The sequence below is a fragment of the Sphingobium sp. CECT 9361 genome, assembly GCF_918741285.1.
In the GTDB taxonomy this organism is placed as follows: Bacteria; Pseudomonadota; Alphaproteobacteria; order Sphingomonadales; family Sphingomonadaceae; genus Sphingobium.
In genome coordinates this window covers 45609-70932 of sequence record NZ_CAKKNC010000009.1, presented here as the reverse complement: position 1 = coordinate 70932, position 25324 = coordinate 45609, and the positions used below count along the sequence as shown (strand labels likewise).

Here is a 25324-nt window from a genome sequence, read left to right as displayed (position 1 = left end):
CGAGATTGATCAGGATGCCGGCGACGCCGGGACGGGCTCGATGCGGACATCGATGGCGTTCCGGCCGATGATGGCCGAGAACTGGCGCCCTTCGGGGACGAACCATTGGGCGCGGTAGGCGATGATCGCCCGGAGCCGCTCGACGAGCGCCGCGTCGTCTCCGAGCAACAGGCGGGTGGCCATTTCTCTGGCATCGAGCAGGAAGCGATCGTTCTGCGTCTCCCAGCTATCGGCGTCGCGATCGTCGCTCGCGCAGAAGCATGAAGCCTCGAGCAGGTCGACCAGCTCGTCCGGGGATATCGCGCCGCGCGCGGCGAGAAGGACGTTCGCTTCCTCGAAACCCCAATGATGCGCGTCGTCATACTCGATGACGACGGGAGCGGCGACGGTCAGCGTCTCGGGTCTGGCGCCCCCGATCTCGACCACGAGATCGAGGCGGTCGACCGTCCCGCTTTCGAGCCCGGACAGGGTCTCGCTGTCGAACAGATGGGGCGCGCCGTCGCGTTCGATCTCGAACCGGAGCGCTGTGATCCGGGGGAGTGCATCGTACCAGCCATATCCCGCCATCGCGTCGTCCGGATCGGCGAGGGAACCTTGGAGGCGGCCGTCGCGGGCGAGCGCAAATGCTGCGCATTGTTCGAGCGGCGCGCCGAAATGCTCCATCAGAACGAGATTGTCCGCCGGGATCAGGCCGGAACCCTCGCGTCCGCTGTTGAGATCGGCCGTTGCCGGGGTCCAGCCTCGCAGGAGCGCCGTCGCCTCGGGGAGATCGATGCCGAGATTCCGGGCCTCGGTCCATTGGGCGAAGGACACGCGGTGGCTGCCGAGAGACGCGATGTGGCGGAAGATGGTCTTGCGAACCAAGTCGCGGAGCGCTTCGAGCGCGGCGCTTTCGACCATTTCGGTCCGGGCTGGGAGCACAAGCTGCAGCGCCGGAGAATCGATGATGTCGACGCGTGCCCACCAGCTGCGATCTTTTTCGTCAATCGAGGGCAAGATGCAGGGAACGGTGAGGCCGTGGAAGTTGATGCGTGGCTGACAGTGGGCGCCGCGTGTTCCGTTGTAGATGCCGATGCGCACGCCGTCGGTCTCAACCGTGACCAGGGCGTCGGCGAGCCAGTCCGATTGGGCAAGCGGCGCGCCCTTGAAGCGGATCGGCGTCGGACAATAGCGCGCGGCTGCGTTCGCGCTGGCCTCCAGGGATTTCGCCCAGTCATCCTGGAGTGGGAGACGGATCTCGGTGCCGAAGCGATGATCGCAGCGATAAACCGGGATAGGACCGCCCGTTTCCCAGTCGCCGGGCGCGATCGAGATCCGCCAGGCGTCTCCGCCGGCGCGCGGACGGGTCCGGATTTCGACATGGCGCCCGGCAAGGCTGAACACGCCCATGCCGGCAGGATCTTCGCGGGCCGCGATATCCTCATCCCATCCCGAGCGCCCGAGCGCGAGGATGACCGCGGGATCGGCGATCCCCGCGCCGTCGTCGGCGATGACGAGCCACTGCCGATCGTCGGCTTCGGCGACATCGAGGTCGACGGTCGTCGCGCCGGCCCGGCGTGCATTCTGGATGAGCTCGGTCAGTATGGAACCGAGCGTATTATTGAACAGGCGCGTCACCTTGGTGATCGCTGCAGGATCGACCTGGCTGTGGACGACGGTGGGAAGGGGCATCGGGGTCTCCTCGGCAAGAGCGAATGGCCCCCTCCCCGCCCTTCTCTCCTTTCGCTCGGGGCTGCGCGTCCACGGGCGGCGGTGGCGTGGCTGTCAGGCGCAGCGGCGCTCCTTCTCGGCCGGTGTCTCGATGTGGACATAGCGCTTGCCGGCCCGGCGGCGCTTGCGGATGCGACCATCGACGAAGGCCTTGGCCCAGCGGTCGGCTTCGTCCACGCGGGCGGCGATGGCGCACTCGTCGGCCTGTTTGAACATCGTGTAGGCCAGCGCGTATTGCGCGCGCTCCGGCAGGCCGAGCAGTGTCGCGCTGATCGGCAGGGCGCTCTCGTAGAATTCGAGGATATGGCGGCCCCCGCCGTGGTGCATCAGGATGGCCAGGAGGCCCTTGTTTCCGGGACCGGTCGGCCGCGCGATCTGGATGTCATGCGACCCGTAGGTTACCCCGACCTGGGACGCCCCACCCTCGCCGCGATGGAAGACGCGGTCCTCGCGGTTCGCCAGGGGATGGGCGAGAACCTCATAGCCTTCGAAGCTATCGACACGGCGGATGCGGTTATGTCCGATGCCCGTCGCATCCTTCACCGGCGACACCGTCAACGAGATATGGACGAGACTGCCATCCTTGCGCCGTCGCACCGTGTCGAAATGCTCGACCTTCTCGCCGGCGCGCAATTGCCGGATGATCGCTTCTTCTTCGTGAAGCCGATCCTCGGGGATGATGATCGTGATCGGGCGGCCGATCGCCTCGTCAGCGGCAAAGCCAAAAAGCTTCTCGGCCCCGGCATTCCAGCTCATGATGATGCCATCAAGGGTCTTCGAGAGGATCGCGTCGTCGCTGTTCTCGACAATCGCAGCCAGCCAGGCGTTCGCTTCAAAGGCTTCCTGCCGGCTACGCGCCTCTCGAGCGGCGCTCTCGGCAAGGCTTGCCTGCAGATCTGATTTACTCGCGCTCGCCGGCATATTCTCCGTTTCCAACGGTCTGCATTCCACCGCGCCTGGCGGCCAACGCAGTCCTGACCGGGAGCACGGCGTAGCAGCCAGATATTGAAATCGCCTGGAAAGGACAAGGAAACGCTACATCGCTCTAATGCAAGGCGCCTTAAACTCAATCAAACCCCTAGCGGAGACGGCCCTGGTCGCCTGGCACGCCAGCAAGCCCGGCATGACCCGGGACGAATTCATCGAGCACAACTATATTGAGATCGACAAGGCGATCACCGAGGATACAAAGCACGCGTAGCGCTCATCCTGGGCCGGCCAGGATCTGGGTTAGAAGCGTCTCGGCCGAAGCCATCGGCACGAACATCCGCGTGCGGTACTGGATCACCTCGGTGAAGCAACCGATGGATTTGAGCCAGGCCAGACGGTCGTACGGGCAACCGACAAGCTCGATGCGCAGCGAGCCATTCACCACGGACCGCTTGATGGTGAGCGGGAACGGATGGGAGACGTCGATGCTCCGGCCGGCGGTCACGGCTTTGACCACGGCATCGGGCGGGAGCGTTTCGGATCGGTCGATGCCGAGCTTGGTGAAAAGCTGAGGCACGTGATCGTCGAACACGAGGCGTCCGAGCCATGACCGCCCTTCCCCATCGACGATGCGGTTGACCGCCATGTGATCGCTGGGCAGCGCCGACCAGATCGGCAGCAGCAGGCCGGTGGCCAGCCGGATCGTCTCGCTGTCGACGGTCTGCCGGGCGGTCTCGACCTCATCCGACCATCTCGCGGTAAAGGCTTCGCAGGTCACTTCCTCCCAGGAGGATTCATAGAGATCATCCTCGCGCATATATTCGTTGCGCGTGGGCCGCATCATCTCGACGCGCGGGATCGGCGTCCCCTCCTTCTCCTCCATGAGCGAGCGCGCCCGTGTCCTGAGCGCCGCCTTGCCGGACTTGCGGTTGATCATGAAGCCCGCAGTGGCATCGCCGTCGGCAATCCGCAGGATGCGCTCGAGGGAGACCGGGTTGCGGCGCCGCGCGATCTCGATGGTGAGAAGATGCGAGGTCGCTCCCGTGCGAGGATCGGTCCGCAGAACCACGTCGTCGATGAGCGTGGCCTTGTCGACCAGGATCGTCTCGACGCCGACATCAAGGCGGCCCGCCTCGCGCGCGGCCGAGACGCGGGTTTCGATCAGCGAGAGGAACTCGTCGAAGATGCTGTTCTGGAGCGCGATCGGCAGCGCCAGGAGAATTGCTGCCATTCAATCTGATCCTCGCTGCGAACGGTCTGGGTGGGCAGCCGGTCCAGGAGATCGCAGGCGGCGGCGACGTCATCGAGCGAGCGGAGGGGATAGGGTCCGAACTGGAGATGGTGGGCGAGCGCGTGTTCGAGGATCTCGAAGCTGTCACGCTGGGTCCAGAAGCCGTCGGCGTCCGTCCCTCCAAAGCCCTCGACCATGGCCGCATTGAGGTCAGCGCGAGTGATCGGATCGGTCGAACGCAGACGATCGGCAAGAATGACGGCCGCGCGGCGCTCAGCCGCAGTGGCGGTATCGAAGAGATCGGACATGGTGGGGTCTCCAGACTGGCTGCCCCGTCGGCAGCATCAGTCCTCCGCCCCCCTCCCCTTCCCATTGCGCTGGGTTGGCCATGTTCCACGGGTTGAGCCGTTCGAGGCGGTCCAGCCACAATATCGAGAGTCGGGATTCTATCCGGCCCGATCAGGCCGCCATACGCCTCTCGAGTTCCTTGGCCCAATCTTCGATACCGCGCGGCGGCGGCATTCGTTCGATCGTGAGGCCGGGCCGAGTGTAGAGCAGTTCGGCCTGATCGGCGGCGCGGACGCCTTCCGCGTCATTATCCTGGGCAAGGATGAGCGTTTGCACGGTCTCCGGGAGGCGGATCTGATGCAGTCGCCGCGCTCCGAGACTTGCCCAGCATGGCAGCGCATTGAGAATGGTGAAGGCGCGCGCGGTCTCAAAGCCTTCGGCGAGGGCGAGGACCGTGGCGCCCCGCCCTCCCCCTTGCCACGCGCCGGCCGCTGGCCGACCGAGCATGAGCTTCATGCGATAGCGCGCGGTCATGGGATCGAGGAATATTCTCTGGACGGCTGTGAGCCGCCGCCCTTCCCGCACCGCTACCAGAAGAGCCGGGTGGAAGCTCGTCCAGGGCTTTGGCCGGTACGGACAGCGTGGATGGAAGCGCAGGTCGTCCGTGATCGGCGCGAGATAGCGCGAGGCGAGATAGCGTTCTGCCAGCGTGCCTTCGAGGGAAAGGGCTTCATCCCACAGCCGGCTCGCATTGCCGGAAGAAACGGCAGGAGCATGGGTATAGCTGAAATGGTCGCGGATGGGCACGCGTCGGAGTTCACGCAGAACGTCTTCCCGATCGCATCCCGCGAAGCAGGTCACCAAAATACCGCGATTGCCTTGGCGGATCGACAGGCTTGGGGTGCTGTCGGAATGCGCCGGGCAAAGGCACATTGCGGTTCTGCCGTGCCATGTGCCGCCAAGTGCGCCAACAAGATCGATGAGTTGCTGCGAAGGTCGTTCGGCTGTGAGGGCCATGATCGGCTCCTTTCACAACCTCGGCCCCCCTTCCCTTCTCCACGAACATCGTTTTAGAGGTTATCGGAGAAGCAAGACGGAACAGATCGCGCGACGGGTCGTGCGAGGCGCGACTCTTTCATGACTCGAAAGCAGTTGTTGGAGCGAATAGTCCAAGTTCGACCCGAATCGCCGTGGACTGATAGGTTCCATCGCTGACCCTGTGCCCGCCAATGATCTTCGAGATGATTCGCGTTGCTGTGAATGCCCGTTGTCTGAGCTTTCTAAGTCGGACAAGAATTGCGGATAAGTCCTCAAGCAGCGGGTGCTGGCGAGCGACTCGTCTTGATTTTGGTCCGGGTTTATAGGTGAAATGATATACGCGCGGATGGTCCGGGACTCGGGGGCGGCAAGAGGGCTTGTCCCTGCGCACGCCGGGTCAGGTCGCCGTATTTGACTAACCACCCTGCATTTGGCATATCTGTCCGGGATTAGGGGCCATTATGCGGTGCTTTTCACGAACCGTGGCCGGTTTGGGTTCAAAAAGGGGACATGCCCATGCTGTCGGGTCAGATTCTCGATGCGATGATTACCTCGTGCGAGAATGCCAAGACCGTGCTGCGGCAGGCAGCCATTGATCCATCCGATCGCAAAACGCTGAACATTTCAATGGGGGCGACGGTCGCCGCTGAATTGCTTGGCCGAACGCCAGAAGCGCTTTCGAAGGCTGAGGCGCGCGGACGCTTGCCCGCACCCAAGACGGCCACCAACGGACGCCGATTCTACACGGTCGAAGATTTGATCGCCATTCGCGAGAAGCTTGGCATCAAGATGGGTAAATTGCCCTCCGAGCGCGCGGTCGTCATTGCAGTGCAGAACTTCAAGGGCGGCGTCAGCAAATCGACGACGGGCAAGCATCTTGCAGACTACCTTGCGCTGCGGGGATATCGCGTCCTCGTTGTCGATTGCGATCCCCAGGCGTCGATGAGTGTTATGTTCGACGTCAATCTCGAGGCATTGGTGGACGAGACGCACACGCTCTCGAACTTCCTCTCGCCCAGAATCGACGAAGCCGATTCGCTGCGAAAGACGATCCAAAAGACCGCCTGGCCCAATATCGATATCTGCCCCGCCAACCTGGGCCTCCAGGACACCGAGTGGGAACTGACAGCAACCATCGAGGAGGGCCCGACCGCCATTGCCGGCGCATTTCGCATGCTGAGAATCGGCCTGGAAGAGGTCCGGCACGACTATGATGTCGTAATCCTCGATCCTCCCCCCGCCATGGGTTTTTTGGGCGTGAACACGTTGACGGCCGCGGACGGCTTGCTGATCCCGGTGCCGGCTCGGCAACTGGATTATCTTTCGACAATCCACTTCATGCAGACCTGTAGGGAAGCGATGGACCTCGTCTCGAAGTTCGACACTTCGATCGACTACGGGTTCATTCGCGTCGTCTGCACCATGTTCCAGCCCAACAGGACCAACGAGGCTCAAATGCTTCAGGTCATGGAGAAGACCTACGCCGGCCAGATGCTATCGACGCCGATCCTCCTGTCGGAAGAGATCAAGAATGCCGGGCTGTCGATGTCGTCGATCTACGAAATCAACAAGCCATATGGGTCGCACCAGACGTACACGCGGTGCCGTGACAACCTCAACATGGTGTTTCGCGAGATCGAAAAGGATATTTGCAAGCAGTGGCCGTCGCGTATGGCGCAGGTCGGCACCGACAGACTGACGGAGGCGGCATGAGCAGCGCAGGGGGCCGGCGTCGCAGCCTACTGGCGAATGCCATCGAGAGCATCGGCACGACCCCTGCCCCCACGTCCGTGGCCGAAGTCGTGGATGCCGAGGTGCTGGTCGATCGCGATAAGCCGGTTGACGAACCTTCGACGCCCTCATTCCTGGAGCGGCGAGGTATTGCGTTCGATGAGATCGCCCGCACGGTCAAACGTCCGACTATCCGTCTGAAGCCCTCGGAATGCTCCATCTGGCCGGGCAATGCTCGCGATCATGCGGCGCTGAGCCACGAACGCTGTGCCTCGCTCATTGATTCCATCCGCGAGGAGGGAACGAACCGCGAGCCGGTTGTGGTGCGGCGGACGCCGAACGCCGAGACTCCCTACGAGTTGATCGTCGGCACCCGCCGGCATTTCTCGGTTTCCTGGCTGAATGCCAACAACCATAGCGAAATCGAGCTCGTAGCGCGTATCGAGACGCTCGATGACGAGGCCGCTTTCCGGCTTGCCGATTTGGAAAATCGAGAGCGCGAGGACGTCACCGATTTGGAGCGTGCGCGCAATTACAGGCACGCCGTCGACGCATATTACAACGGGGTTCGCACGCAGATGGCCGATCGCTTGGCCATCGCCAAGCAGAACCTCCACAACCTCCTCCAGCTCGCGGAGTTGCCTGACGAGGTCGTGGCAGCGTTCGCTGAGCCTGGAGATCTCAAGGTCCGGCACGGCATGCGGCTCTCGCCCCTGCTGAAGAATGAACAGCACCGAGACGCGATCATCGCCGCAGCTGTAGCCCTCGGAGCCGAGCAACAGGCTCTGAAAGATGCTGGAAGCGACAAGATCGAGGGTATCAAGGTCTGTGAGCGCCTGGCCGCGGCCGCGGTGGCTCCCGCGGCGACGAGGAAGCCTGTACCCCGCGCCAAGCCGGCCCTCACCGCCTCATCGGGCCGCGAGATCGGACAGGTTCTCGCTGATACACGGGCCAAGGGACTTACCATCAACATCAACCCCAAGGGCACAGCGTCGGTCGACGAGATCCTCGAAGCGCTCCGCCCTGCCCTTGAGAGCGCGAAGTTCAGTCGGAATTGAGTAAAATCTGGTTTAACGCTTTATTTTCAATTAGTTGGCTCCTGGTAAAATGCGTTTTACCGATGCCGCAGGACACGAGATGCAACAGGATCACCGCGAAGACGGTCAGGTAGACCTCTTTCTCCCTCAGCTGACTGCGCTTCCTCTCCGGGATCAGCGCGAGACGATGGAGCGGCCCTTTTTCTCGCTGTCGAAGCGCAAGCGGCTCAAGCCGATCGACTATGTCAGCCCGGATCGTAAGATCACCGTCCATGTCTCCGCGAACTCGGAATATGGCCTGGCGACTATCTACGACCTCGACATCCTGATTTACTGCGCGTCAGTGTTGATCGAGCACAAGCGGCGAGGCGCCAACGACATCCCGCAGACGCTCCACGTCGTCCCATACGACATGCTGAAGACTCTGAAGCGCGAGGTTGGCGGACGCGCCTACGATCTCCTGGGCAATGCCCTCGACCGGCTCCAATCGACCACCGTCAAGACGAACATCCGCTCCGGGGATGCCGTCGAGACCACCTTCTCCTGGATCGACAGTCACAGCCAGCTCAAGGATCGTTCCGGAAACGTGCGGGGGATGCGAATTACCCTCGCGAAATGGTTCTACGACGGAGTGCTGATGGACGGAGGCGTGCTCGCCATCGATCCGGCTTATTTCTCGCTCACAGGCGGTCGAGAACGCTGGCTCTATCGGGTCGCGCGCAAACATGCCGGTGGGGCCGGCAGTGACGGTTTCGCCATCTCAATGCCAACGCTCTTCGAGAAATCCGGCGCAGAAGGCGATTATCGGCGCTTCAAGTTCGAGATGACCAAGATCGCTCGGGAGAACGATCTGCCAGGCTACTCCCTGGACATCGAACAGCGTGACGATGCCGAACCGCTGCTGCGCATGACCAGGCGCGATCGGGAGCCGTCCGAGGAGGGCAAGCCCTCCCCTGCCCTCGCCCAAACTTCGCCTGCGGCCGTCAAGGAAAAGGCGCCCGAGGAACCGAGTATCTCCTTCCCCTCGAGCGGCCATATCTCGCATTCGGCTTTCGGTGCGATCGCCCGCGCCAACCTGCCCAGCCCCCAACGCGACCACGGTCTCGTTGGAGACGATTTCCGGAACTTCCTCCGGCAGCGCGAGATAGCGTTCAACGCGAAGAACATCACGCAGATATTCGCGTCCTTTTGCGCGAAGCAGCGTCCGGTCAACTGATCGACGCCGTAGGCGCAATCCGCCAAAACGGTCTTTCAGGAACAGGGTCGAGAACGGCTCACTCGCGCACGCCAACTCATCCGTGTGGACCGTTCCTGAAGTAACGAGCCGGGCCTCGGAACCCTCTGTATGGCGCCCTATCAAAATTGCGTGGGCTGCGAAGACCCAACCACGCGCGATCCTTCGCCCGCCGCCTCCTCGGATGGGCTTTGCCGGGCACCGCTGTGCTAGCACGACGATCGCCCGGTCCACCTCTCCAGCCAGCCTTCACGGTACTTAAGGAACGGCGCTGACAGGGTCGGATTTGTGATCAGATTGCCCGGATTTGCCAGCTAAAGGTCAAACTTTAGACGCTCCGAAGAGGCTGGGGGAGGGGAGGGGAGTCATCCTCTCTGCCTCGATGCCGTTCCTGAAATACCGTGAATGCTTCGACTGCCTACGCCTCCGGGATCGCTAGACATCCACAATCGGCGCCCATCGCCTGGCCAGGCTCCGTTCCCAATGTACCGTCGAGATCCCTGGCCGGCTCCCGAGAAACCTCGAAATTTCACGGTCCAGGCTGCCGAGCGGGATGCGCTCAAGGCAACAAAACGCCGAGATCATCGCCGTTATAGGTCAGTTCGGCAGGGTCCCGTTCCTAAAAGACCGTCAATGAATCACCCAAGGACTCGGGAGGGCCGCGGAAATGCCGCTCGACTCCTCCGAACACAGGGCGGTCTCGCCTGACGCCTATAGTTCGACAACGAGCGCTGCAGGGTGTAACATGCCTGAAAGGCACCGAAAACAGCCACTTTTCGGACGAGTAAAACGCGTTTTACTCCCCCGGCGAGGCCCCGTCGCCCAGACCCTGCCCACGGTATTTCAGGAACAGGGCTCGGTACATTAGGAACCGAATCACGGTTCATTGGGAACGGCACGCAGGGTATTTCAGGAACGGCCAAACGGTATAATGGGAACGGCGCTCAACTCCCGACTCGCGCTGAATCGGCGAGTCGCGAAAGATCCATCCACAGCCTAACTTTTTATCCTATTCTCTAAAGAGATTAACCCGCCTGCGGCGCTTCCTTCTTTTGAAGAATTGATTGGGAAGAAGGGGTAGGGACGATCGCCGCGCACTAGCCAAATCGTCCAACCCTAATGCTCCGTCACGTTCGTCGCCTCAGACATGCGACCGCACATCACCGCCGATCATCGCAGCGCCCTGGCTCCTTACGACCCGGTTATCGCACCAAACCTCTCTGGGCACTGTTCAGCGAAGGCACTGTGACAGGAACCGCTCTGTGAAACCCGAACCAGGTCCGAGCTGCACTGAGCGGCGCCAGCAGCCCGCACAGCGCGTTTCCACCCATGGCTATCCGCAGGGCAAGCAAAACGCCCAGAAGGCGCTGTGGGGCCTTCCTACCAAAGCCTGATCACGAACAGCAGCCGGTGGGCTAGAGCCGTTGCGGCTCAGACGAGCCGTCGACTGGATGTCCCAGCTACCGCATACAACTTACGAGAGCCGATAGCCGCCGACTGCAGAGTTCGAGTTTCACCCTTGGGACAAGGGGAACGGCACCGCGCTCGCCGGCGTATCGATCCTCGCTGTATCCGGCGCTGTGAATTGCGAGCAGGGAGGGGAGGCACCTACCCCCTGGGGTGGACCGTCTACCGGGCGCACCTCAGTAGACAGGCCCTGACTAGCCGACGACATTCCAATCATCCGAGAGAGCGGTGTTCGGGGAGAAAGCCCGGTTCATCAGATCGGGCGGCATTCGAAACATCCTCCCGCGGACCTTCTTTTACGAACTCACGGCGCGTTGCTGGAGAAGCTTGTCGATGTTCTCCATCTCGCGATCGAAGGCATCGAAGACCTCGGCCAGTTCGCGGCTCGCAGGCGGGGGAGGGGTCTCGTTGCGCGGCCGCCCGCGCTTGGGCGCAGCAAAGCCAAACTCGACGGCAAGGTCCGTGGTCAGGAACACGCGCCAGGTCCGCCGCTTGGTGATCTCCACGAGCAAACCGCAGTCGACGCCACGGGCCAGGAGTTTGCTCGCGCCGGCAACGCTCATGCCCAGCAGATCCGCCAGCGACTGAGGCGAGAGCAGGGGCCGGTGATGGAGGAGGGCCGCGAGCGCCGGGAGATTGCCGGGTCGATATTCCGCGACGATCGCGCGCTGGGCCTCGCGATGGAGCTTCTCCAGCTCGTGCAACCGTTCGAGGTTTGCGGTGGCGCTTGCCTCTAGGCTGCGCAACGCCGCATACCAGTCCTCGTCGCCAACGGTCCGCTTCAGCCTGAATGCCTTCCCGCCGCCCGCGAGGCAGGGGAGGGGAGTGGTCACCAGCCCCTTGTCGCGCAGAGCGAAGGGCAGCGAGAGCCAGGGCAGAGCGGTGCCGTCGAGACGCGCATGCTGGCGGACCCGATCGAGCGCGCGGATCAGCGGCGCATGGTCCGCGGCGATCTCGATCTCGCCGATCGCGGTCGGGAGCGCATCGCGCCAGGCGAGGGGGTCGGGATCGCGAAGTGCGGCATCCCAGGCGGGAAAGCGATCGAACAGGTCGAGGTTGGTCGACCGCAGCGGCCGGCCGGGGATTTGCAGCCCGCAGCCCCAGGAAAAGACGTCGATTTCGTCGATCTCGGCCGATTGCAGTTGCAGCGCGCGGGTGTAGCCGCTCCAGGCGGCGCGGCGCGCCCAGGCCGATGCCACCGAACTCACGCAAAACCGGGCATCCAGACGCGTAATAGCGGCCGTGCAGGAGGCGATCGCAGAGACCATCTTCGCGCTGTAGGCGGGGCCATAGCGGCTGTTGGAAAGAGGAGCGTCCACGCCGTTTTTTAACCCAAAGTGCCTCTCAGTCAAATTGGCTGGTATGCGTAGTCGTGATAATGGGGGTTTATCATGACCCTATCATTTAAGCCGAATCCCGGCTATTGCTCGCTGTCGGTTTCCCCAAACCGCAGGACTCTAGGTCATCCGGCGATTTCGACCGTCAGGCTGATACCAAAACACAGGACTCGGCCGGCATCGGCCCGAGAAAGCCCGTAGGAGCGCCGTTTCGCGTCGGCGGGCGGCGGGGCATTGACGCGCCCAACGCCGTTCTGAGGGGCTTTCCGGGCCGTCTCGCCGCATTCAGACCCGTAAGCTCGGGTTGGGGAAGGGGTGGCCTCGCGGGATTGAAAGAGTTGTCCAATGGGGGCAACCGGTCGGTTGACCCCGTTAGATGGATTGTGACAAATGCCCTTGATCGGTTACGCCCGCGTTTCTACCGACGAACAGGATACCTTCGCCCAGATTAGTGAGTTAAGACGCGCAGGCTGTGTAACCCTATTCGAGGACCGGGCCAGCGGCGCTAGCCGCAGCCGTCCGAAACTGGCCAGCGCGCTCGCAGCGGTGGGACAGGGGGACACCCTCGTGGTTGTGCGGATCGATCGCCTCGCACGATCGTTGTCACATTTGCTGGAAATCGTCGAAGCGCTCCGCGCCAAGGGAGCGTATTTTCGCTCGATCAATGATCCGATCGACACCAGCAGCCCGCAAGGGATGCTGATGACACAGATGCTTGGCGCCTTTGCGGAGTTCGAACGTGCGCTTATTCGCGAGCGGACGCGGGCAGGGCTGAAGGCCGCGGTTGCGCGCGGCGCCAGACCGGGAAATCCGAAGATGCGCGCGAGAGACCCGTCGGCGATAGGCGACTTGCGCCACAGTTTGAAGGAAAAGCATCTTCACGAATTGGTCGATGGCCGGCTTCGATGGCTGCCAATCGTCGAGCGGTTGCGACCGCACTTACCCTGGAGCTTGGTGCTCCGGCGTATTCAGGCGCTTAAGCCGCCGGTGCGGTCGTTTTCCGAGCGTACCCTGGTGAAGGCATGCCGAACGTTGGTCGAAGCGGGCTACGCTGATCGGGTGATACTCGAGGCGGCGCCGCGATTGGCTCCCGACAGTCGGATCGCATTGCTGGTGGCCGACAAGCTCAACAACGATCCAGATGCTACTCTTCGCAGCCTCGCGACGTGGTTGAGCAAGGATTTGCGAGAGCCAACGCCGCGCAAAGGTACGCAATGGTCGCCTGAGGGGGTGAGGCGCGTGATTTCTCAGGCGCGGAATTTGGGCTTGATCGTCGTGCCGAAGTTACCGGCGACCTTATCGCCGTGAATGCCGGAGAAGGTCGGCTGCGGGCCGGTAGGCGACTGTCCGGATTGGAGCCGGATCGCGAGGACAGCTGACACTCACGTGGAGTCGGCTGCCGACCAAAGCACGAACCCGCTCCGCGGGAGGGTCGCTTGGGGTGACGTAGCGTAGTATTTGTGAGGCTTTCGGCGGGGCGGCGTCGCCCGCCGACGGTGGAGTTCCTTCAACGGAGAGGAACTTACCATGGATACTATCACGACCGCTGCCCCGACCCATTCGCTGCGTGAGCGTATGTTGCAGGACATGACGATGCGTGGCTTCACCGCCTCGCTCGGCACCAGCAGCGCCGGCTTGGCATCGCCGCCAAGCGCGACGGTGGCGAACATGCCCGGCCGCAACCGGCCGTCGCGGTTGGGCAGCGCGATCCGCACGGTGAGCGTGCGGCTGTCGGCCTGCGTGGTCGGCAGGATCGCGATCACCCGGCCGGCGAAGCGCTCGCCGGGGAAGCTCGCCAGCGTGGCGCTGGCATTCTGGCCGACGCGGACATCGCCCGCGCGCGCTTCGGGCACCGCGGCGTTGAGCCAGACGGTGCCGAGCCCGCTCACCTGGGCGAGCGTCTGGCCCATGGCGAGCGTCACGCCGGCACGGGCGTCGAGCGTCTGGATGGTGCCCGAGATCGGCGTCGTGATCGTCACCACGCCGTTCGGTCGACCGCTCCGCTCGACGCTGGCGATGAGGCCGTCGGACATGCCCATCAGCCGCAGCCGCTGGCGCGCGGCCGCGGTGAGATCGGGCTTGCCGAGCCGCCTGACGCTCAGATATTCGGTCTGCGCGCCGCCCCATTCGGGCAGGAGCAGGTCCGCGATCGGCGCGCCGGCGCGGACCACGTCCCCGGGCGCTCGCGCATAGACGCGGCTCACGAACCCGCCCGAACGCGCCTGGATGACGGCGACGTCGCGCTGGTTGAAGTCGATCGTGCCGGTGACCTCGAGGGCCGAGGCAAGGCTGCCCATCTTCGCCGCGACGACCCGCAATCCCAGGCTCTGCCGCGCGGCGGGATCGACGGCGACCGTGGGGGCCGCGCCGGCGCTTCCTCCGTCCGCGTATCGCGGCACGAGCTGCATATCCATGAAGGGCGACTTGCCGGGCTTGTCGAACTTCTGGTTGGGGAACATCGGATCGTACCAGTAAAGGACTTTGCCTGCCCCGGCGGGCGTGGTCGCCTCCGATTGCGGTGCCTGGCGATGGCCTGCCCAATAGCCTGTGCCGCCGGCCAGCAGCGCGACAGCCAGGATCGATGCGCCCCAGCGCAGTGCGGATTTATCGAGCGTCATGGCCGCTCCTCCCCATAGGTGATGGTGATGCGGACCGCGTCGCGCGCGACGTCGGCTTCGCGGTTGAGCGCCTCGACCTCGGCCTCCGCGAGCCCGAGCGTCGTGAGCAGCGCGGCGCCAAGGTCGAGCTTGCCGGCGCCATAGCTGTCGCGGTCGAGCTCGGCGCGGTGCCTGGCGAGGGGCACCAGCGTCTCGCGGGCATTGCGCAACCGGGAGAGATGCATGGCATGATCGGCAAGGTCGGCGTCGAGCTGCGCCACCAGTTCGCGGCGGATCGCCTCGCGGTCGAACCGCCCCCCTTGCACGAGGCTCTCGCTGGCAGCGATCCTGGGATTCTGGCGCTTGCCGGCGAACAGCGGCAGGTCGATCGACACGCCGACCGAGGCCATGTCGCCGTACATGGAATCGCGCCGGCCATAGGTGACGCCGACCTTCCAGTCGGGGCGCTTGTCGGCGCGCGCGAGGCGCACGTCCGCTTCGGCGACTGCGATCCGCGCGTCCTGCGCGCGCAGGGCGGGAAGCGCATCGATCCCGGCCCGCAGCCGGATCGGATCGACATCGAGCATCGGCGGGTCGCCCATCGCCTGCGGGTCGGGGTCGCCGGTATAGCGCGCGAGCCGGGCCCGCGCCTGCGCCACCACCGCAGCCATCTCGGCGCGGCGATCGGCGATGGCGGCGCGGAGCTGGTCGGGCTCGAGCGCCTGGCTCGGTCGGGCGCTGCCCGACGCCAGGCGCGCGGTCACGGTCTTCTGCAGGTCGTCGAGGCTGGCATCGAGCAGGTCGAGCTGCCGGAGCCGGCGTTCGCCATAATAGAGATCGACCCAGGCGAGGGCGGTCTCGAGCCGCACGTTGCGGCCTTCGACCAGCTCGCCGGCCTCGGCGACACCGATATCGGCCGCGGCGCGCGCGGCGCGTGCATGGCGCTTGGCAAGATTGGGGAAGGCCTGGCTTAACCCGATCGTCGCCATGGTGAAATCGTCGCGCGTGAAGCTGCCGGCATTGGGGCCGCTCACCGGGAAGTTCTGCAGGCCCAGGTCGAGCGTGGGATCGGGCAGGCGATGGGCGGCGACCGCCGACGAGCGGGCGCCAGCTGTCGCCGCCGCGCGCGCCTTGAGGCTCGGCGCATTGGCGGCAGCGAGCCTCAGTGCCTGCTCGTAGGTGAGCGGGCCGGCCGACACCGGCACGGCCCAGGCGCTCGCAAGCGTCGCACCGAGAGAGAGCAACAGGCGTCGCACAGCGCGCCTCGGCATCATGATCATGGATATCCGCCCCTCATGACAGAGGCGGCGCGCCAACATGTGACGCGCCGCTCTGGAGTGGGTTAACCCTTGTCCGACCTGACTGCACCGCGCATGCAGTCGGCGGCGCTTGCCTGCATCATCGCGCAATCGCAGCTGGCGATGTCCCGGCTCTGGGGCACCCATATGCGGACACGCGCAGGGCCGGTCGCCCGCGGACCATATTGCGGCGCCGACCGCCATTCCCAATGGCCTTGCGGCGTGCTGCTCGCGTCGGCTGCAAGCGCAGGCGCGGCGAGACCGAGGGCCGCCACAAGGGCGGCCGGAAGCATTTTGATCATCACGAAGACCTTTGACTGAAAAGAAGGAAACCGGGCGCGCACGCATCGATCGATGCGCGCAGCCCGTGCTCGTTCAATCAGGCAAGGCTGGTGGGAGGATCCGGCTCGGGCACAACCGCCTTGCCGGTCAATATCGTGTCGGTCGTCCAGAAGCTGGGCGCGTCGTAGAGACGCGCAGGCGCAACGCCGCCTGCCAGGTCAGCTGCGACCAGCGGGATCACGCACCCCATCGCGGCGATGCAATCGAGCGTCAGGCCCTTGCAAGGCTTTTCGCTGGGCGCAGGCTGCTGCTTGGCCATCATCGCCATGCAGTCCGCATCCATACCCTTGGCCAGCGGCGCGCTTGCCGCCTGGGGCACGCTGTGTGCGGCCGCCATCTGGGCTCCGAAGAGACCGGACAGCGCTCCGATGACGAGCAGAAGGGCGAGCAGGCGTTTCACGAGCCTTGATATCTAGCGGGTTTCGCGGGCGCAGCCAACCAAAGTCTCGCGCCGCGCGGATTTTGAAGTGCTGACGGCCGATTCCGTCAACTCCGCGTCAATAAAGACCCGGCCCGGGAAAGAAGACCGGCTGCGGCCTCTACGTATATCGAGGCTGGACCCGGGACCGTAGTCCCAAGCCTGAAGAGACGCTCTTCCCCTCGGCAGGTCCGGGCGGTGGCTTACCATCCAAGGAGGTGAATATGGTCAGAAAAACTCTCATGGTCGCGCTTGCCGGCGTTTCGATGCTTGCTGCCGTCCCCGCTATGGCCCAGGGCATCGGGCACAGCTTGTTCATGCGCGGCTCGATCGTCGACACGGGCAGCAACGGCACGGTCGTCTGCATCGGCAAGGCCGATGGCGCCGAGGTCGGCCAGAAGCTCGAGGTCTATCGCGTCGTGACCCATCCGGGTCCGTCCAAGGGCGTGGCGCCGACCTACCACCGCCAGCTCGTCGGCCATGTGACGATCGATCATATCTTCGATGATCACTTCGCGCACGTGTCCGTCGCCGACGGTACGCCTGCCAAGCACGACATCGTCGAGCTTCGCAAGAACTGACGCGCCGGTGGCCCGGCGGCACACGCTGCCGTGATGCGAGGCGTCGGGGCAGCGGGTTGCCGGCGGCATGGGACCGTTCGGGCTCGAGGCGAAACCGCTTGACCCTGGACCATGGTCCAACCGGCATGATCGAGCGGATGACATGGGCAATTTCAAGATCGGCGAACTCGCCGCCGCCGCGGGCGTGGGCCGCGACACGATCCGCTATTATGAGCGGATGGGCTTGCTGCGCGAGCCCGCGCGCACGGCGGCGGGCTACCGGCTCTACGACGCGACCGACCTCGAGCGCGTCAATTTCATCCGCTCGGCGCAGGAGCTTGGCTTCACACTCGAGCAGGCCCGGAAGTTGCTGGCGCTCAGGGCGTCGGACACCGCGCATGCCCAGGCCGTGCTCGATATCACGCTCGCCAAGATCGCGGATGCCGAAGCCCGGCTCGAGCGCCTGTCCGATATCCGCGACATGCTGCGGATGCTCGCCGATGAATGCCCGGGTGAAGTACCCGTCTCCGATTGCCCGATCCTCGCCTTCCTGACGGCGCGGCGGAAAGACCAGCAGCATAACAAGAAACTTCAGGCAGCGCAGGACGAACGATCATCACTAGCGAAAGGGGTTTTGTCATGACGAAAATGCGTTTGATCGCCGTCCTCACGCCGGCGCTGCTTCTGGGCGCCTGTGTAACCACGCGGCCGACCTCGGCGCAGGTCGAGAGTTGCCGGGCGATGGAGGGCAATATGGGTCTCCAGACGCCGCATGATCATGGCGAGATGAAGGGGCAGGGGCGCAACCCGATGAACCTCTCGCACGACCGGTGCCTTCAGATCCTGCGCAACGCGCAATGATCGGGTCCGGGCGCCATCCCTGGCGCCCGGACACAGTTTTCAAGCCAAGGAGCAAGCTATGATCAACCATGCGAAAAAAGCCCTTCCGCTTGTCGGCGGAAGCCTGTTGCTGGCGCTCGCGCTTTCGGGCTGCGACCGCCAGGCCGACCAGACGGTGCCGCCCGCGGCGAACAGCGTCGCCGCCACCCCGGTCCTGACCGACAGCGGCAACGCTGCAGACGCGGCGCCGATGGACGCGATGAGCAACCAGGCCGAGATGGAGCGGCATCACCGTCAGGCGATGGACCATGACGCGATGCGCGCCGGGGCCGGCAACCAGACCGTGCCGGCACCCGATCCCGCGCCGAGCAATTCGGCGATGCCGATGAAGGATATGTAAGCGCGCTGAAAAAGGGGATGAGGATGTCCAGGCGGATCAGCCTTCGACGCTTGAGCCTCGGCTGCGCAATCGCTCTCAGCCTGTCCGCGAGCGCGGGCGCGCAGGAGGGCGGGGATCATGCCGCGCATCATGGCGCAGGCATGCCGGCCGGCGGGGGCATGTCCGCACCGGCAGAGCCGGGGTCGTCGGACATGGCGAAGATGATGAACCCCATGATGGATCGCATGATCAATGGGGAAGGGGAGAATGAGCACGGCCACGAATCGCGCCGGACCGGCTTCATCTCGCAGCTGCTCGCCTTTCCCGCGCTCGACGAAGCGGCAAGGCAGCGGGTCGCTGCGCAGGCTGGCGAACGGGTAAGCACGGGCCTGGCGATGATCAACGCCGCCTCGGCCGACGGCGCGCGTGCAACCACGGTCTCAGCCCGGCTCGATGCGGCGCGGCGCCTGCGCGAGGGAACCGACCTGTTCCGCTCCGGCACCGCCGCGCAGGGCGCGATCGGCGGCTTGCAGCCGCCCCGGGAGGTCGGGCTTGCCTGGCTGCGCGATCAGCTCGACATCGACCAGGCCGCGCCCGGCCATGCCGGTCACTGGTTCGGCATCTCGCCCTCGCACCTGCTTCTCATGCTGTTCCTGGGGCTGGTGAGCGCCACGCTGATCGCGCTGCAGATCTTCCGCCTGCGGCGGATCGGAGCGATCGCCGGCGGTGTCGCCACCGCCAAGGTTCCAGCAAAACCGGAGCCGACGGCTGCCCCTCCCGCTACCAGGGTTGCGCCCGCGCCTGCACCCGTTGCCGACAGCGCTGGGCTCGCGCCGAGCAATGCGGCCGCACCCGGTGGGGCTTCGCTGCGCAAGCCCAAAAGCTGGGCGGGGCAGCTGCGCGTGGTCCAGATCGTGCGAGAGACGCCGAGCGTGCTGACCTTCCGGCTCGCGGACCCGGCCGCCGACCGGCTGCCGTTCGACTTCCTGCCGGGCCAGTTTCTGCAGGTTGAGGTAGAGCCCGAAGCGGGCAAGACCGCGCGCCGTTCCTACACGATCGCCTCTTCGCCGACCCAGCGGGCCTATGTCGAGCTGACGGTCAAGCGCGAGGAGCAGGGCGTGGTCTCGCGACATCTGCACGACAAGGTCGTCGCCGACGATCTGCTGAAGGTCAGCGGACCGTTCGGCGCCTTCACCTTCACGGGAACGGATGCGCAGAGCATCGTGCTGATCGCGGGCGGGGTCGGCATCACCCCGATGATGTCGGTGCTGCGCTATCTCACCGACACCGCGTGGAAGGGCGATATCTTCTTCTTCTACGGCGCACGGTCGACCGAGGAATTCGTGTTCCGCGACGAGCTCGAGCGGCTCGAACGCCGCTTTCCCAACCTCCATGTCGTCGCCGCGATGCAGCGCGCGCCCGGCACCGTCTGGATGGGCCCCGAAGGGCCGATCACCCGCGAGATGATCCTGGCTGCGGTGCCGGAGATCGCGAGCCGGCGGATCCATATGTGCGGCCCGCCGGCGATGATGGGCGCGATGCGCGGCGTGCTGGCGGAGCTCGGCGTCCCCGAAGCGCAGCTGCACACCGAGGCGTTCGGTCCGGCCTCGCTGCCGGCCGACCACGAGGATCTCGAGGTCAAGCCCGCGCCCGCGCCAGCGGATAAGCCGGCCCCGAGCGCCGAGGTGGCGCCGAGCACGGTGACCTTCTCCGTGTCGGGGGTGTCGGCGGCCTTGCCCGCGGACGAGACCGTGCTGGAGGCGGCCGAGGGCGCGGGCGTCGAGATCCCCTATGCCTGCCGTGCGGGCACATGCGGCGCCTGTGTCGTCAAGCTACTGCAGGGCGAGGTGACGATGGAGGTCGAGTCCGGCCTTGCGCCCGCCGACAAGGCGCAAGGCTATGTGCTCGCGTGCCAGGCGAAGGGAACGGGCACGCCACTCGTGGTCGAAGCCTGATGCGCGAACGCAGCGACATCGCCGTCGGCCTGCTGGTCGCGTTCCTGCTGCTGTTCCCGTTCGGCTACCTCGTGCATGTGTCACCGCGCTTTCCGGGCAGCCTCGCTGGCGGGATCATCGGGATCGCAGCGCTCGTGCTGATGCTGCTGACGCTTCCCTATGTCGCGGCCAAGCACATCGCCTGGGTCGACAAGCTGCTCTCCCGGCTCGTCAGCAAGCCGACCCTGCTCGCCATCCACATCTATGCCGGCGTGCTGGCGCCGATCCTGGGTCTGGTCCACGCCGCGCACAAGCTCGAAAGCCCGGTCGGACTGCTTCTGACCGTCCTCCTGCTGATGACGGTCATCACCGGCTTCATCGGCCGTTACCTGCTTGCCCAGCTTGGTCGGGCGCTGCGCGGACGCAGGTCGGAACTGGCCTCGCTTCGCGCCGCCTTCCTCGAGGAGCCGGCGGCGCCGACGCAGGCCGATACCGCAGCCGCGCCGCTGTCGGGCTGGAAGCGCTATCTGTTCGTCGCCGGGGATGCGCCCGCGGGCCAGCACCCCCAGGACAAGGCGGGGATCGCCGCGGCGCTGGCCGATACCGAATTCGCGATCCGCGCCGAAGAGGCAACCAACACCCTGTTCGCGCGATGGCGGTTCCTGCACATCCTGCTGGGCTGTCTCATCTTCGCGCTGCTCGCGCTCCACGTCGGCGCGGCGATCTATTACGGGCTGCGCTGGCTATGAGCTGGCAGCGTCTTTCCTACGCCGTCTTCATCGCAGCCCTGCTGGTGATGGTCGCCGCGGTCGCGATCCGGATGCGATCGGACGCGCCTAGGGATGCCGGCCTGGTGGCGCAGCTCGTCTCGCCCGGCCCGCTCTCGAGCGCGCACCAGTCCTTCGCCGGCCAATGCACGGCCTGTCACACGCCGGGCAAGGGCGTCGAAACCCGGACCTGTCTCACCTGCCATGCAGGCACGGATTTCGGGACGAAGCAGTCGACGCAGTTCCACGCGAAAGCGACGCAGTGCACCTCCTGCCACGTCGAACATGAGGGAGAGCGCGGCATCATCCGCATGGATCACGCCGCGTTGCTCGACATGGCGAAGTGGCGGCAGCCGTTGGCGGGCATGTCGACAAACATTCGAAGCCTGACCCCCGAGACCGCGCTCAATTGCGCGAGCTGCCATGCGTTCCGCGATCCGCACCAGGGCCTGTTCGGCACCGACTGCGCGAGCTGCCACAAGACCGACAGCTGGAAGATCGCCAATTATCGCCATCCGTCGGTCAATTCGACGCAGTGCGCCGAGTGCCACAAGGCGCCGCCCAGTCACTTCATGGAGCATTTCAGCATGGTCTCGCAGCGCGCAGCCGGATCGAAGGCGCGCGTCGACCAATGCTATGCCTGTCACGCCACCGACAGCTTCAACAATATCCGCAAGCGAGGCTGGTATGATCACCATTGAGGCCGACTGGCTGAGCGCCTTCTTCCGGCTCGCGGTGATCGGCCTGGAACTGGCGGGTACGCTGACCATCCTGGTCGGCGCGGGGCTCGCAACCTTTCTGTTTGCGCGGCGGGCGAGGGCGGGCGACCGGACCGAGGCCTATAGCGCGTTCCGCTCGGCGCTCGGCCGCAGCATCCTGCTCGGCCTGGAATTCCTGGTCGCCGGCGACATCGTCAAGTCGCTGGTGATCAACCCGACGCTCGACGATCTCATCGTGCTGGCAGGGCTGGTGCTGGTGCGGACCTTCCTGAGCATCTCGCTCGGGGTCGAGATCAACGGCCACTGGCCTTGGGAGGAAACCCGGATGGCGCGGGAGAAGGCACGCGCGGCGTGGGATGGGTCGCCTGCGACGGCTGAGGCCGCCGGATGCGGTACAGCGCTCAAGGGATAGCAGATGGGAGGTGCATGATGATCGAGAGACGCGAATTGCTGATGGCCGGCGCCGGCCTTGCCGCCGCTGGAACGCTGGCTGTGCCGGCGGCGGGGCAGCAGCATCCAATGGAAGGGATGGCGATGTCGATGACGGACTGCATCGACGATTGCGTGGCTTCGCACCGCATGTGCCTGGAGACCGCCACCTGGCTGACCAAGCGAGGCGGCGCGTCAGCCACGGCGTCGCTGATCGCCATGCTGAACGACTGTGCGGAACTGTGCCAGGCGTCCGCCAACTCGATGCTGCGCGAATCCCCCCTCCATACCATCCTGTGTCGCGCCTGCGCTGACGCCTGCGAACGATGTGCGCGGGAATGCCTGAGCCACGTCGTGGACGAGCGGATGAAGCGTTGCTCGGCTACCTGCAAGGACTGCGCCGCCAGCTGTCGGATGATGGCGGACATGGCGAGCTGAGTTTCCTCGGACACGCCCAGGCGTAGTGGGGTCAAGCAGATCCGGCACTATTGAAGCGATCCGTCGGCTCCACAATGTGGGGCCGCTGCGAAGCTGGGTCGTATGGGTGCGAAAGCGGGACTGGTTAAGGATCGGCGGTAGCGCATCTAGACCAGCCAGGCAGCGATCGCGCCAACCACCGACTTGGTTTCGGCAACGTCGCGGACTCGCACGGTATCCAGCCCGAGGTGCTTGGCCGGATAATCATTTCCGCCCGGGAAGATCGCGTCACCGAAGAAGATCATCTCGTCGAGTGCGACGCCGGTCTGCTCGGAAAGGCGCTTAAGGCCATAGGCCTTGTCTATGCCTTCGCGGGTGATGTCGATCGATGTCGCCCCGCCGATATTGATGGCAAAGCCTGGCAGCAACGGCTGGAGCAGGGCCTGCAATTTCTTGCGCTTGGCGTGATCCGGATCCCACGTGTCCTTGGCCTCGAGCGGCGCCTGCTGACCGAGCGCGGAGAATGTGATCTGGCTGCCGCGATCCTCGATCTGCTCGCCCCAGATGTTCTCGTTTGCATAGCCCGCCTGCTCGACCGCCTTGGTCAGTGCTTCGCGGATGCGCTGGCTTTCGTCGCCGGTGAACAGATCGGCATAGATACGCGTCCATTGGCCGTCGGCGTGACGATAGAGCTTGGTGCCCGTGGTCGGCTGGATGATGAAATTGTCGAGCCGCGCCCGGGCAGGCATGCGTGACACCACCTGTTTCTCGAATTGCGGCCAGTCGCCTCCGGAGATGATCGCTACCATCGTCACGTCGAGCAGGCGGGTAAGCAGATCCGCCATTTCATCGTCGAGCGGCTGCTTGCTGAGCGCGAGCGTTCCGTCGAGGTCGAAAGCGGCCAGTCGCTTCATGATGATCTCCCACAAGCGGCAGCAGAAATGCGTCGATGGCATCGGCGATGCCATCTTTGTCGTTGCTGGTTGAAATGTAGTGCGCTGCGCTACGGATCTCCTCAGGCGTCTTGCCCATGGCGATCGATAGCCCGGTGCGCACGAGCAAAGGGCAGGTCATTGGGCATGTGGCCGAGCGCCCGCGCCAGGGCATCGACGCCAGCTCGCTTGTTGGCATAGGAGTTGGTGATGTCCAGATAGTAGGTCCGCGACCGGGCAGTCGTCGCCGACGCCAGGCTCTTGTCCTTGCGAACCAAAGTCCGTCGATGTCGGAGATGACGAGGCCAAGCATCATTGGCCGATCCTGTGCCAGAAGCGGCCATCGCGTTCGAGTAGGGCATCTGCGCCGGCCGGGCCGGCGCTGCCTGGTGCATAGGATTCAAGCCTGCCCTTGCCCTTGGCCCAGCGATCGAGGATCGGCTGGACCGCGGCCCAGCCCGCCTCGATCTGCTCGGCGCGCTGGAACAATGTCTGGTCGCCGGTCATCATGTCATAGAGCAAGGTTTCGTAGCCGGTCCGGCCCGACAGCTTGAAGTGGTCGGCATAAGTGAAATCGAGCGTTGTTCCTGCGGTCTTGATCACTGGACCCGGTTTCTTGACCAGCATGTCTAAGACGATGCTTTCGTCCGGCTGCAGCTGGAAGATCAGGCGATTGGCTGGCAGGCGGTCGATCGGACAATCGCGGAATAAAGCGTAGGGCACTGCCTTGAACGTGACGACGATCTCCGTATCGCGCGCTGCCAGCGCCTTGCCGGTGCGCAGGTAGAAGGGCACGCCGGCCCAGCGCCAGGTGTCGACTTCCAGCTTCAGTGCGACATAGGTCTCGGTCCTGCTGTCGGCAGCGACATCCGGGACCTTACGATAGGCCGGCACGTTGCGGCTGCCGACACGGCCCTTGCCATATTGGCCGCGCACTGCGCAGACTGCGGTGGGCTTGCGGATCGCGCGCAACACCTTGGCCTTTTCGTCGCGGATCGCGTCGGCATCGAAGCTGTTGGGCGGCTCCATCGCGATCATCGCCAGCAGCTGGAACAGATGGTTGGGGACCATGTCGCGGAGCGCGCCGGTTGCATCGTAGAAAGATCCGCGCGATCCGACCTCGACCGTCTCGGCAGCGGTGATCTGGACATGGTCGATATAGCGATTGTTCCACACCGCTTCGAACCATTGGTTGGCGAAGCGCGCGACCAGGATGTTCTGGACAGTTTCCTTTCCCAGGAAATGGTCGAGCCGGTAGATCTGGCTTTCCGGGAGCAAGGCGAGGATTCGGGCGTCAAGCGCCTTGGCCGAGGCGAGGTCGTGGCCGAACGGCTTTTCGATCGCGACGCGGCGGAACCGACTGCCCGCTTCCGCCATCAGGCCTTTGGCGGCAAGCTTTTCGACGATGGCGCCGAAGAATTGCGCCGGCGTGGCAAGGTAGAAGACCGCGCTTCGGTCGCCCAACGCCTGGGCGACATCGTCGAACACCCGGTCTGCGGTGAAATCGCCCTGGAGGTAGGCGATGCGCTTGCGCAGATCACGCCAGCAATCGCCCTCGGTCGCGAACTTATCCAGGCTGGCGCGCAACGTCTCGTCATCGCCATCGCTGCGGCCGATGCCGAGGATGGTGAATTCCTTTCCCAGTAATCCGTCGGTGCACAGATGGCGTCACCTCAAGGTTTGTGCGCC

The 25324-nt window shown here is 64.7% G+C and carries 26 protein-coding genes and 1 pseudogene; 14 read left to right on the top strand and 13 right to left on the bottom strand.

Annotated features, from left to right (window positions below; genetic code table 11):
• Positions 1-9: 9 nt before the first annotated feature.
• From LQ220_RS14010 to LQ220_RS14000, 3 genes and pseudogenes are all read right to left on the bottom strand, one after another.
• Positions 10-1671, bottom strand: a complete 1662-nt coding sequence (locus tag LQ220_RS14010; protein ID WP_230188870.1) for an ATP-binding protein — start codon at positions 1669-1671, stop codon at positions 10-12.
• Positions 1672-1764: 93 nt separating this feature from the next.
• Entirely contained in the window at positions 1765-2631 is an 867-nt protein-coding gene (locus LQ220_RS14005) for a PAS domain S-box protein (protein ID WP_230188869.1), read from the bottom strand.
• Positions 2632-2914: 283 nt separating this feature from the next.
• A pseudogene (locus LQ220_RS14000) lies at positions 2915-3859 on the bottom strand (methylase); the annotation flags it as partial.
• A 2-nt stretch (positions 3860-3861) separates the two neighbouring features.
• Between LQ220_RS14000 and LQ220_RS13995 the strand changes: the two are divergent.
• Positions 3862-4275 (top strand): hypothetical protein, encoded by a 414-nt coding sequence (locus tag LQ220_RS13995; RefSeq protein WP_230188868.1) that lies wholly within the window; start codon positions 3862-3864, stop codon positions 4273-4275.
• Positions 4276-4330: 55 nt separating this feature from the next.
• Here LQ220_RS13995 and LQ220_RS13990 read toward each other — a convergent pair whose 3' ends face one another.
• Positions 4331-5176 carry a toprim domain-containing protein gene (locus LQ220_RS13990; protein ID WP_188084534.1) on the bottom strand — a complete coding sequence of 282 codons (846 nt, stop codon included), beginning with the start codon at positions 5174-5176 and terminating at the stop codon, positions 4331-4333.
• Positions 5177-5713: 537 nt separating this feature from the next.
• Between LQ220_RS13990 and LQ220_RS13985 the strand changes: the two genes are divergently transcribed.
• The 3 genes from LQ220_RS13985 to LQ220_RS13975 all read left to right on the top strand — a co-directional run bounded on the left by LQ220_RS13985 (position 5714) and on the right by LQ220_RS13975 (position 9181).
• A complete protein-coding gene (locus tag LQ220_RS13985) occupies positions 5714-6910 on the top strand; it encodes an AAA family ATPase (RefSeq protein ID WP_029623213.1) in 1197 nt (398 codons plus the stop codon).
• Positions 6907-7986, top strand: coding sequence for a ParB/RepB/Spo0J family partition protein (locus tag LQ220_RS13980; protein ID WP_188084533.1), 1080 nt, complete (start codon positions 6907-6909; stop codon positions 7984-7986). Before LQ220_RS13985 ends, LQ220_RS13980 begins: the two co-directional genes overlap by 4 nt.
• Before the next feature lie 79 nt (positions 7987-8065).
• On the top strand, positions 8066-9181 hold the full coding sequence (locus LQ220_RS13975; RefSeq protein WP_188084536.1) for a replication initiator protein A: 1116 nt from the start codon (positions 8066-8068) through the stop codon (positions 9179-9181).
• Between the two features lie 1781 nt (positions 9182-10962).
• Here the strand turns inward: LQ220_RS13975 and LQ220_RS13970 are convergent.
• Positions 10963-11985: a hypothetical protein gene (locus LQ220_RS13970; protein WP_230188867.1), complete on the bottom strand. Its 1023-nt coding sequence runs from the start codon at positions 11983-11985 to the stop codon at positions 10963-10965.
• A gap of 408 nt (positions 11986-12393) precedes the next feature.
• Here LQ220_RS13970 and LQ220_RS13965 point away from each other — a divergent pair, with 408 nt between their 5' ends.
• The gene (locus LQ220_RS13965; protein WP_017503726.1) at positions 12394-13311 is read left to right on the top strand and encodes a recombinase family protein; all 918 of its coding nucleotides are present in this window, start codon (positions 12394-12396) and stop codon (positions 13309-13311) included.
• 74 nt (positions 13312-13385) lie between these two features.
• On the opposite strand, the gene LQ220_RS13960 is transcribed toward LQ220_RS13965, so the two are convergent.
• From LQ220_RS13960 to LQ220_RS13945, 4 genes are all read right to left on the bottom strand, one after another.
• On the bottom strand, positions 13386-14621 hold the full coding sequence (locus LQ220_RS13960; protein WP_230188866.1) for an efflux RND transporter periplasmic adaptor subunit: 1236 nt from the start codon (positions 14619-14621) through the stop codon (positions 13386-13388).
• Positions 14618-15880, bottom strand: coding sequence for a TolC family protein (locus LQ220_RS13955; RefSeq protein ID WP_132884060.1), 1263 nt, complete (start codon positions 15878-15880; stop codon positions 14618-14620). Before LQ220_RS13955 ends, LQ220_RS13960 begins: the two co-directional genes overlap by 4 nt.
• A 62-nt stretch (positions 15881-15942) precedes the next feature.
• Positions 15943-16200, bottom strand: coding sequence for a hypothetical protein (locus LQ220_RS13950; RefSeq protein WP_132884059.1), 258 nt, complete (start codon positions 16198-16200; stop codon positions 15943-15945).
• A 77-nt stretch (positions 16201-16277) separates the two neighbouring features.
• Complete coding sequence (locus LQ220_RS13945) at positions 16278-16640, bottom strand: hypothetical protein (RefSeq protein ID WP_132884058.1); 363 nt, start codon at positions 16638-16640, stop codon at positions 16278-16280.
• Positions 16641-16882: 242 nt separating this feature from the next.
• Here LQ220_RS13945 and LQ220_RS13940 point away from each other — a divergent pair, with 242 nt between their 5' ends.
• The 9 genes from LQ220_RS13940 (at position 16883) to LQ220_RS13900 (ending at position 22724) form a co-directional block, all read left to right on the top strand.
• Entirely contained in the window at positions 16883-17239 is a 357-nt protein-coding gene (locus tag LQ220_RS13940) for a hypothetical protein (RefSeq protein ID WP_204991459.1), read from the top strand.
• A gap of 142 nt (positions 17240-17381) precedes the next feature.
• Positions 17382-17861, top strand: a complete 480-nt coding sequence (locus LQ220_RS13935) for a heavy metal-responsive transcriptional regulator (RefSeq protein ID WP_062345064.1) — start codon at positions 17382-17384, stop codon at positions 17859-17861.
• Positions 17858-18079 carry a hypothetical protein gene (locus tag LQ220_RS13930; protein ID WP_062345065.1) on the top strand — a complete coding sequence of 74 codons (222 nt, stop codon included), beginning with the start codon at positions 17858-17860 and terminating at the stop codon, positions 18077-18079. Before LQ220_RS13935 ends, LQ220_RS13930 begins: the two co-directional genes overlap by 4 nt.
• 58 nt (positions 18080-18137) lie before the next feature.
• Positions 18138-18458, top strand: a complete 321-nt coding sequence (locus LQ220_RS13925) for a hypothetical protein (RefSeq protein WP_132884057.1) — start codon at positions 18138-18140, stop codon at positions 18456-18458.
• Positions 18459-18481: 23 nt separating this feature from the next.
• On the top strand, positions 18482-20392 hold the full coding sequence (locus LQ220_RS13920) for a 2Fe-2S iron-sulfur cluster-binding protein (RefSeq protein ID WP_132884055.1): 1911 nt from the start codon (positions 18482-18484) through the stop codon (positions 20390-20392).
• Positions 20392-21120: a hypothetical protein gene (locus LQ220_RS13915; RefSeq protein ID WP_043150673.1), complete on the top strand. Its 729-nt coding sequence runs from the start codon at positions 20392-20394 to the stop codon at positions 21118-21120. The genes LQ220_RS13920 and LQ220_RS13915 overlap by 1 nt, the downstream gene beginning before the upstream one ends.
• A complete protein-coding gene (locus tag LQ220_RS13910; protein WP_043150670.1) occupies positions 21117-21839 on the top strand; it encodes a hypothetical protein in 723 nt (240 codons plus the stop codon). The genes LQ220_RS13915 and LQ220_RS13910 overlap by 4 nt, the downstream gene beginning before the upstream one ends.
• Entirely contained in the window at positions 21826-22269 is a 444-nt protein-coding gene (locus LQ220_RS13905) for a DUF1622 domain-containing protein (RefSeq protein ID WP_037476104.1), read from the top strand. Before LQ220_RS13910 ends, LQ220_RS13905 begins: the two co-directional genes overlap by 14 nt.
• 14 nt (positions 22270-22283) lie before the next feature.
• Positions 22284-22724, top strand: coding sequence for a four-helix bundle copper-binding protein (locus LQ220_RS13900; protein ID WP_037476106.1), 441 nt, complete (start codon positions 22284-22286; stop codon positions 22722-22724).
• A gap of 146 nt (positions 22725-22870) precedes the next feature.
• Here LQ220_RS13900 and LQ220_RS13895 read toward each other — a convergent pair whose 3' ends face one another.
• From LQ220_RS13895 to zwf, 4 genes are read right to left on the bottom strand one after another with little or no spacing between them, the layout of a single operon-like run.
• Positions 22871-23617 carry an HAD-IIB family hydrolase gene (locus tag LQ220_RS13895; protein WP_009824013.1) on the bottom strand — a complete coding sequence of 249 codons (747 nt, stop codon included), beginning with the start codon at positions 23615-23617 and terminating at the stop codon, positions 22871-22873.
• Positions 23550-23735, bottom strand: coding sequence for a hypothetical protein (locus LQ220_RS25025; RefSeq protein WP_202807666.1), 186 nt, complete (start codon positions 23733-23735; stop codon positions 23550-23552). Before LQ220_RS25025 ends, LQ220_RS13895 begins: the two co-directional genes overlap by 68 nt.
• Positions 23719-23913 carry a hypothetical protein gene (locus tag LQ220_RS13890; protein WP_037476108.1) on the bottom strand — a complete coding sequence of 65 codons (195 nt, stop codon included), beginning with the start codon at positions 23911-23913 and terminating at the stop codon, positions 23719-23721. Before LQ220_RS13890 ends, LQ220_RS25025 begins: the two co-directional genes overlap by 17 nt.
• Before the next feature lie 34 nt (positions 23914-23947).
• Entirely contained in the window at positions 23948-25297 is a 1350-nt protein-coding gene (gene zwf / locus LQ220_RS13885) for a glucose-6-phosphate dehydrogenase (RefSeq protein WP_081912901.1), read from the bottom strand.
• Positions 25298-25324 lie beyond the last annotated feature (27 nt).

What these genes read in the sequence shown, in the direction of transcription:
- LQ220_RS25025 (WP_202807666.1), bottom strand. Translation starts at nt 23,735, where the DNA reads ATGGGCAAGACGCCTGAGGAGATCCGTAGCGCAGCGCACTACATTTCA.
- LQ220_RS13895 (WP_009824013.1), bottom strand. Translation starts at nt 23,617, where the DNA reads ATGAAGCGACTGGCCGCTTTCGACCTCGACGGAACGCTCGCGCTCAGC.
- LQ220_RS13960 (WP_230188866.1), bottom strand. Translation starts at nt 14,621, where the DNA reads ATGACGCTCGATAAATCCGCACTGCGCTGGGGCGCATCGATCCTGGCT.
- LQ220_RS13905 (WP_037476104.1), top strand. Translation starts at nt 21,826, where the DNA reads ATGATCACCATTGAGGCCGACTGGCTGAGCGCCTTCTTCCGGCTCGCG.
- LQ220_RS13985 (WP_029623213.1), top strand. Translation starts at nt 5,714, where the DNA reads ATGCTGTCGGGTCAGATTCTCGATGCGATGATTACCTCGTGCGAGAAT.
- LQ220_RS13930 (WP_062345065.1), top strand. Translation starts at nt 17,858, where the DNA reads ATGACGAAAATGCGTTTGATCGCCGTCCTCACGCCGGCGCTGCTTCTG.
- LQ220_RS13950 (WP_132884059.1), bottom strand. Translation starts at nt 16,200, where the DNA reads ATGATCAAAATGCTTCCGGCCGCCCTTGTGGCGGCCCTCGGTCTCGCC.
- LQ220_RS13900 (WP_037476106.1), top strand. Translation starts at nt 22,284, where the DNA reads ATGATGATCGAGAGACGCGAATTGCTGATGGCCGGCGCCGGCCTTGCC.
- LQ220_RS14010 (WP_230188870.1), bottom strand. Translation starts at nt 1,671, where the DNA reads ATGCCCCTTCCCACCGTCGTCCACAGCCAGGTCGATCCTGCAGCGATC.
- LQ220_RS14005 (WP_230188869.1), bottom strand. Translation starts at nt 2,631, where the DNA reads ATGCCGGCGAGCGCGAGTAAATCAGATCTGCAGGCAAGCCTTGCCGAG.
- LQ220_RS13935 (WP_062345064.1), top strand. Translation starts at nt 17,382, where the DNA reads ATGGGCAATTTCAAGATCGGCGAACTCGCCGCCGCCGCGGGCGTGGGC.
- LQ220_RS13915 (WP_043150673.1), top strand. Translation starts at nt 20,392, where the DNA reads ATGCGCGAACGCAGCGACATCGCCGTCGGCCTGCTGGTCGCGTTCCTG.
- LQ220_RS13955 (WP_132884060.1), bottom strand. Translation starts at nt 15,880, where the DNA reads ATGATCATGATGCCGAGGCGCGCTGTGCGACGCCTGTTGCTCTCTCTC.
- LQ220_RS13965 (WP_017503726.1), top strand. Translation starts at nt 12,394, where the DNA reads ATGCCCTTGATCGGTTACGCCCGCGTTTCTACCGACGAACAGGATACC.
- LQ220_RS13910 (WP_043150670.1), top strand. Translation starts at nt 21,117, where the DNA reads ATGAGCTGGCAGCGTCTTTCCTACGCCGTCTTCATCGCAGCCCTGCTG.
- LQ220_RS13940 (WP_204991459.1), top strand. Translation starts at nt 16,883, where the DNA reads ATGGTCAGAAAAACTCTCATGGTCGCGCTTGCCGGCGTTTCGATGCTT.
- LQ220_RS13925 (WP_132884057.1), top strand. Translation starts at nt 18,138, where the DNA reads ATGATCAACCATGCGAAAAAAGCCCTTCCGCTTGTCGGCGGAAGCCTG.
- LQ220_RS13990 (WP_188084534.1), bottom strand. Translation starts at nt 5,176, where the DNA reads ATGGCCCTCACAGCCGAACGACCTTCGCAGCAACTCATCGATCTTGTT.
- LQ220_RS13975 (WP_188084536.1), top strand. Translation starts at nt 8,066, where the DNA reads ATGCAACAGGATCACCGCGAAGACGGTCAGGTAGACCTCTTTCTCCCT.
- LQ220_RS13980 (WP_188084533.1), top strand. Translation starts at nt 6,907, where the DNA reads ATGAGCAGCGCAGGGGGCCGGCGTCGCAGCCTACTGGCGAATGCCATC.
- LQ220_RS13920 (WP_132884055.1), top strand. Translation starts at nt 18,482, where the DNA reads ATGTCCAGGCGGATCAGCCTTCGACGCTTGAGCCTCGGCTGCGCAATC.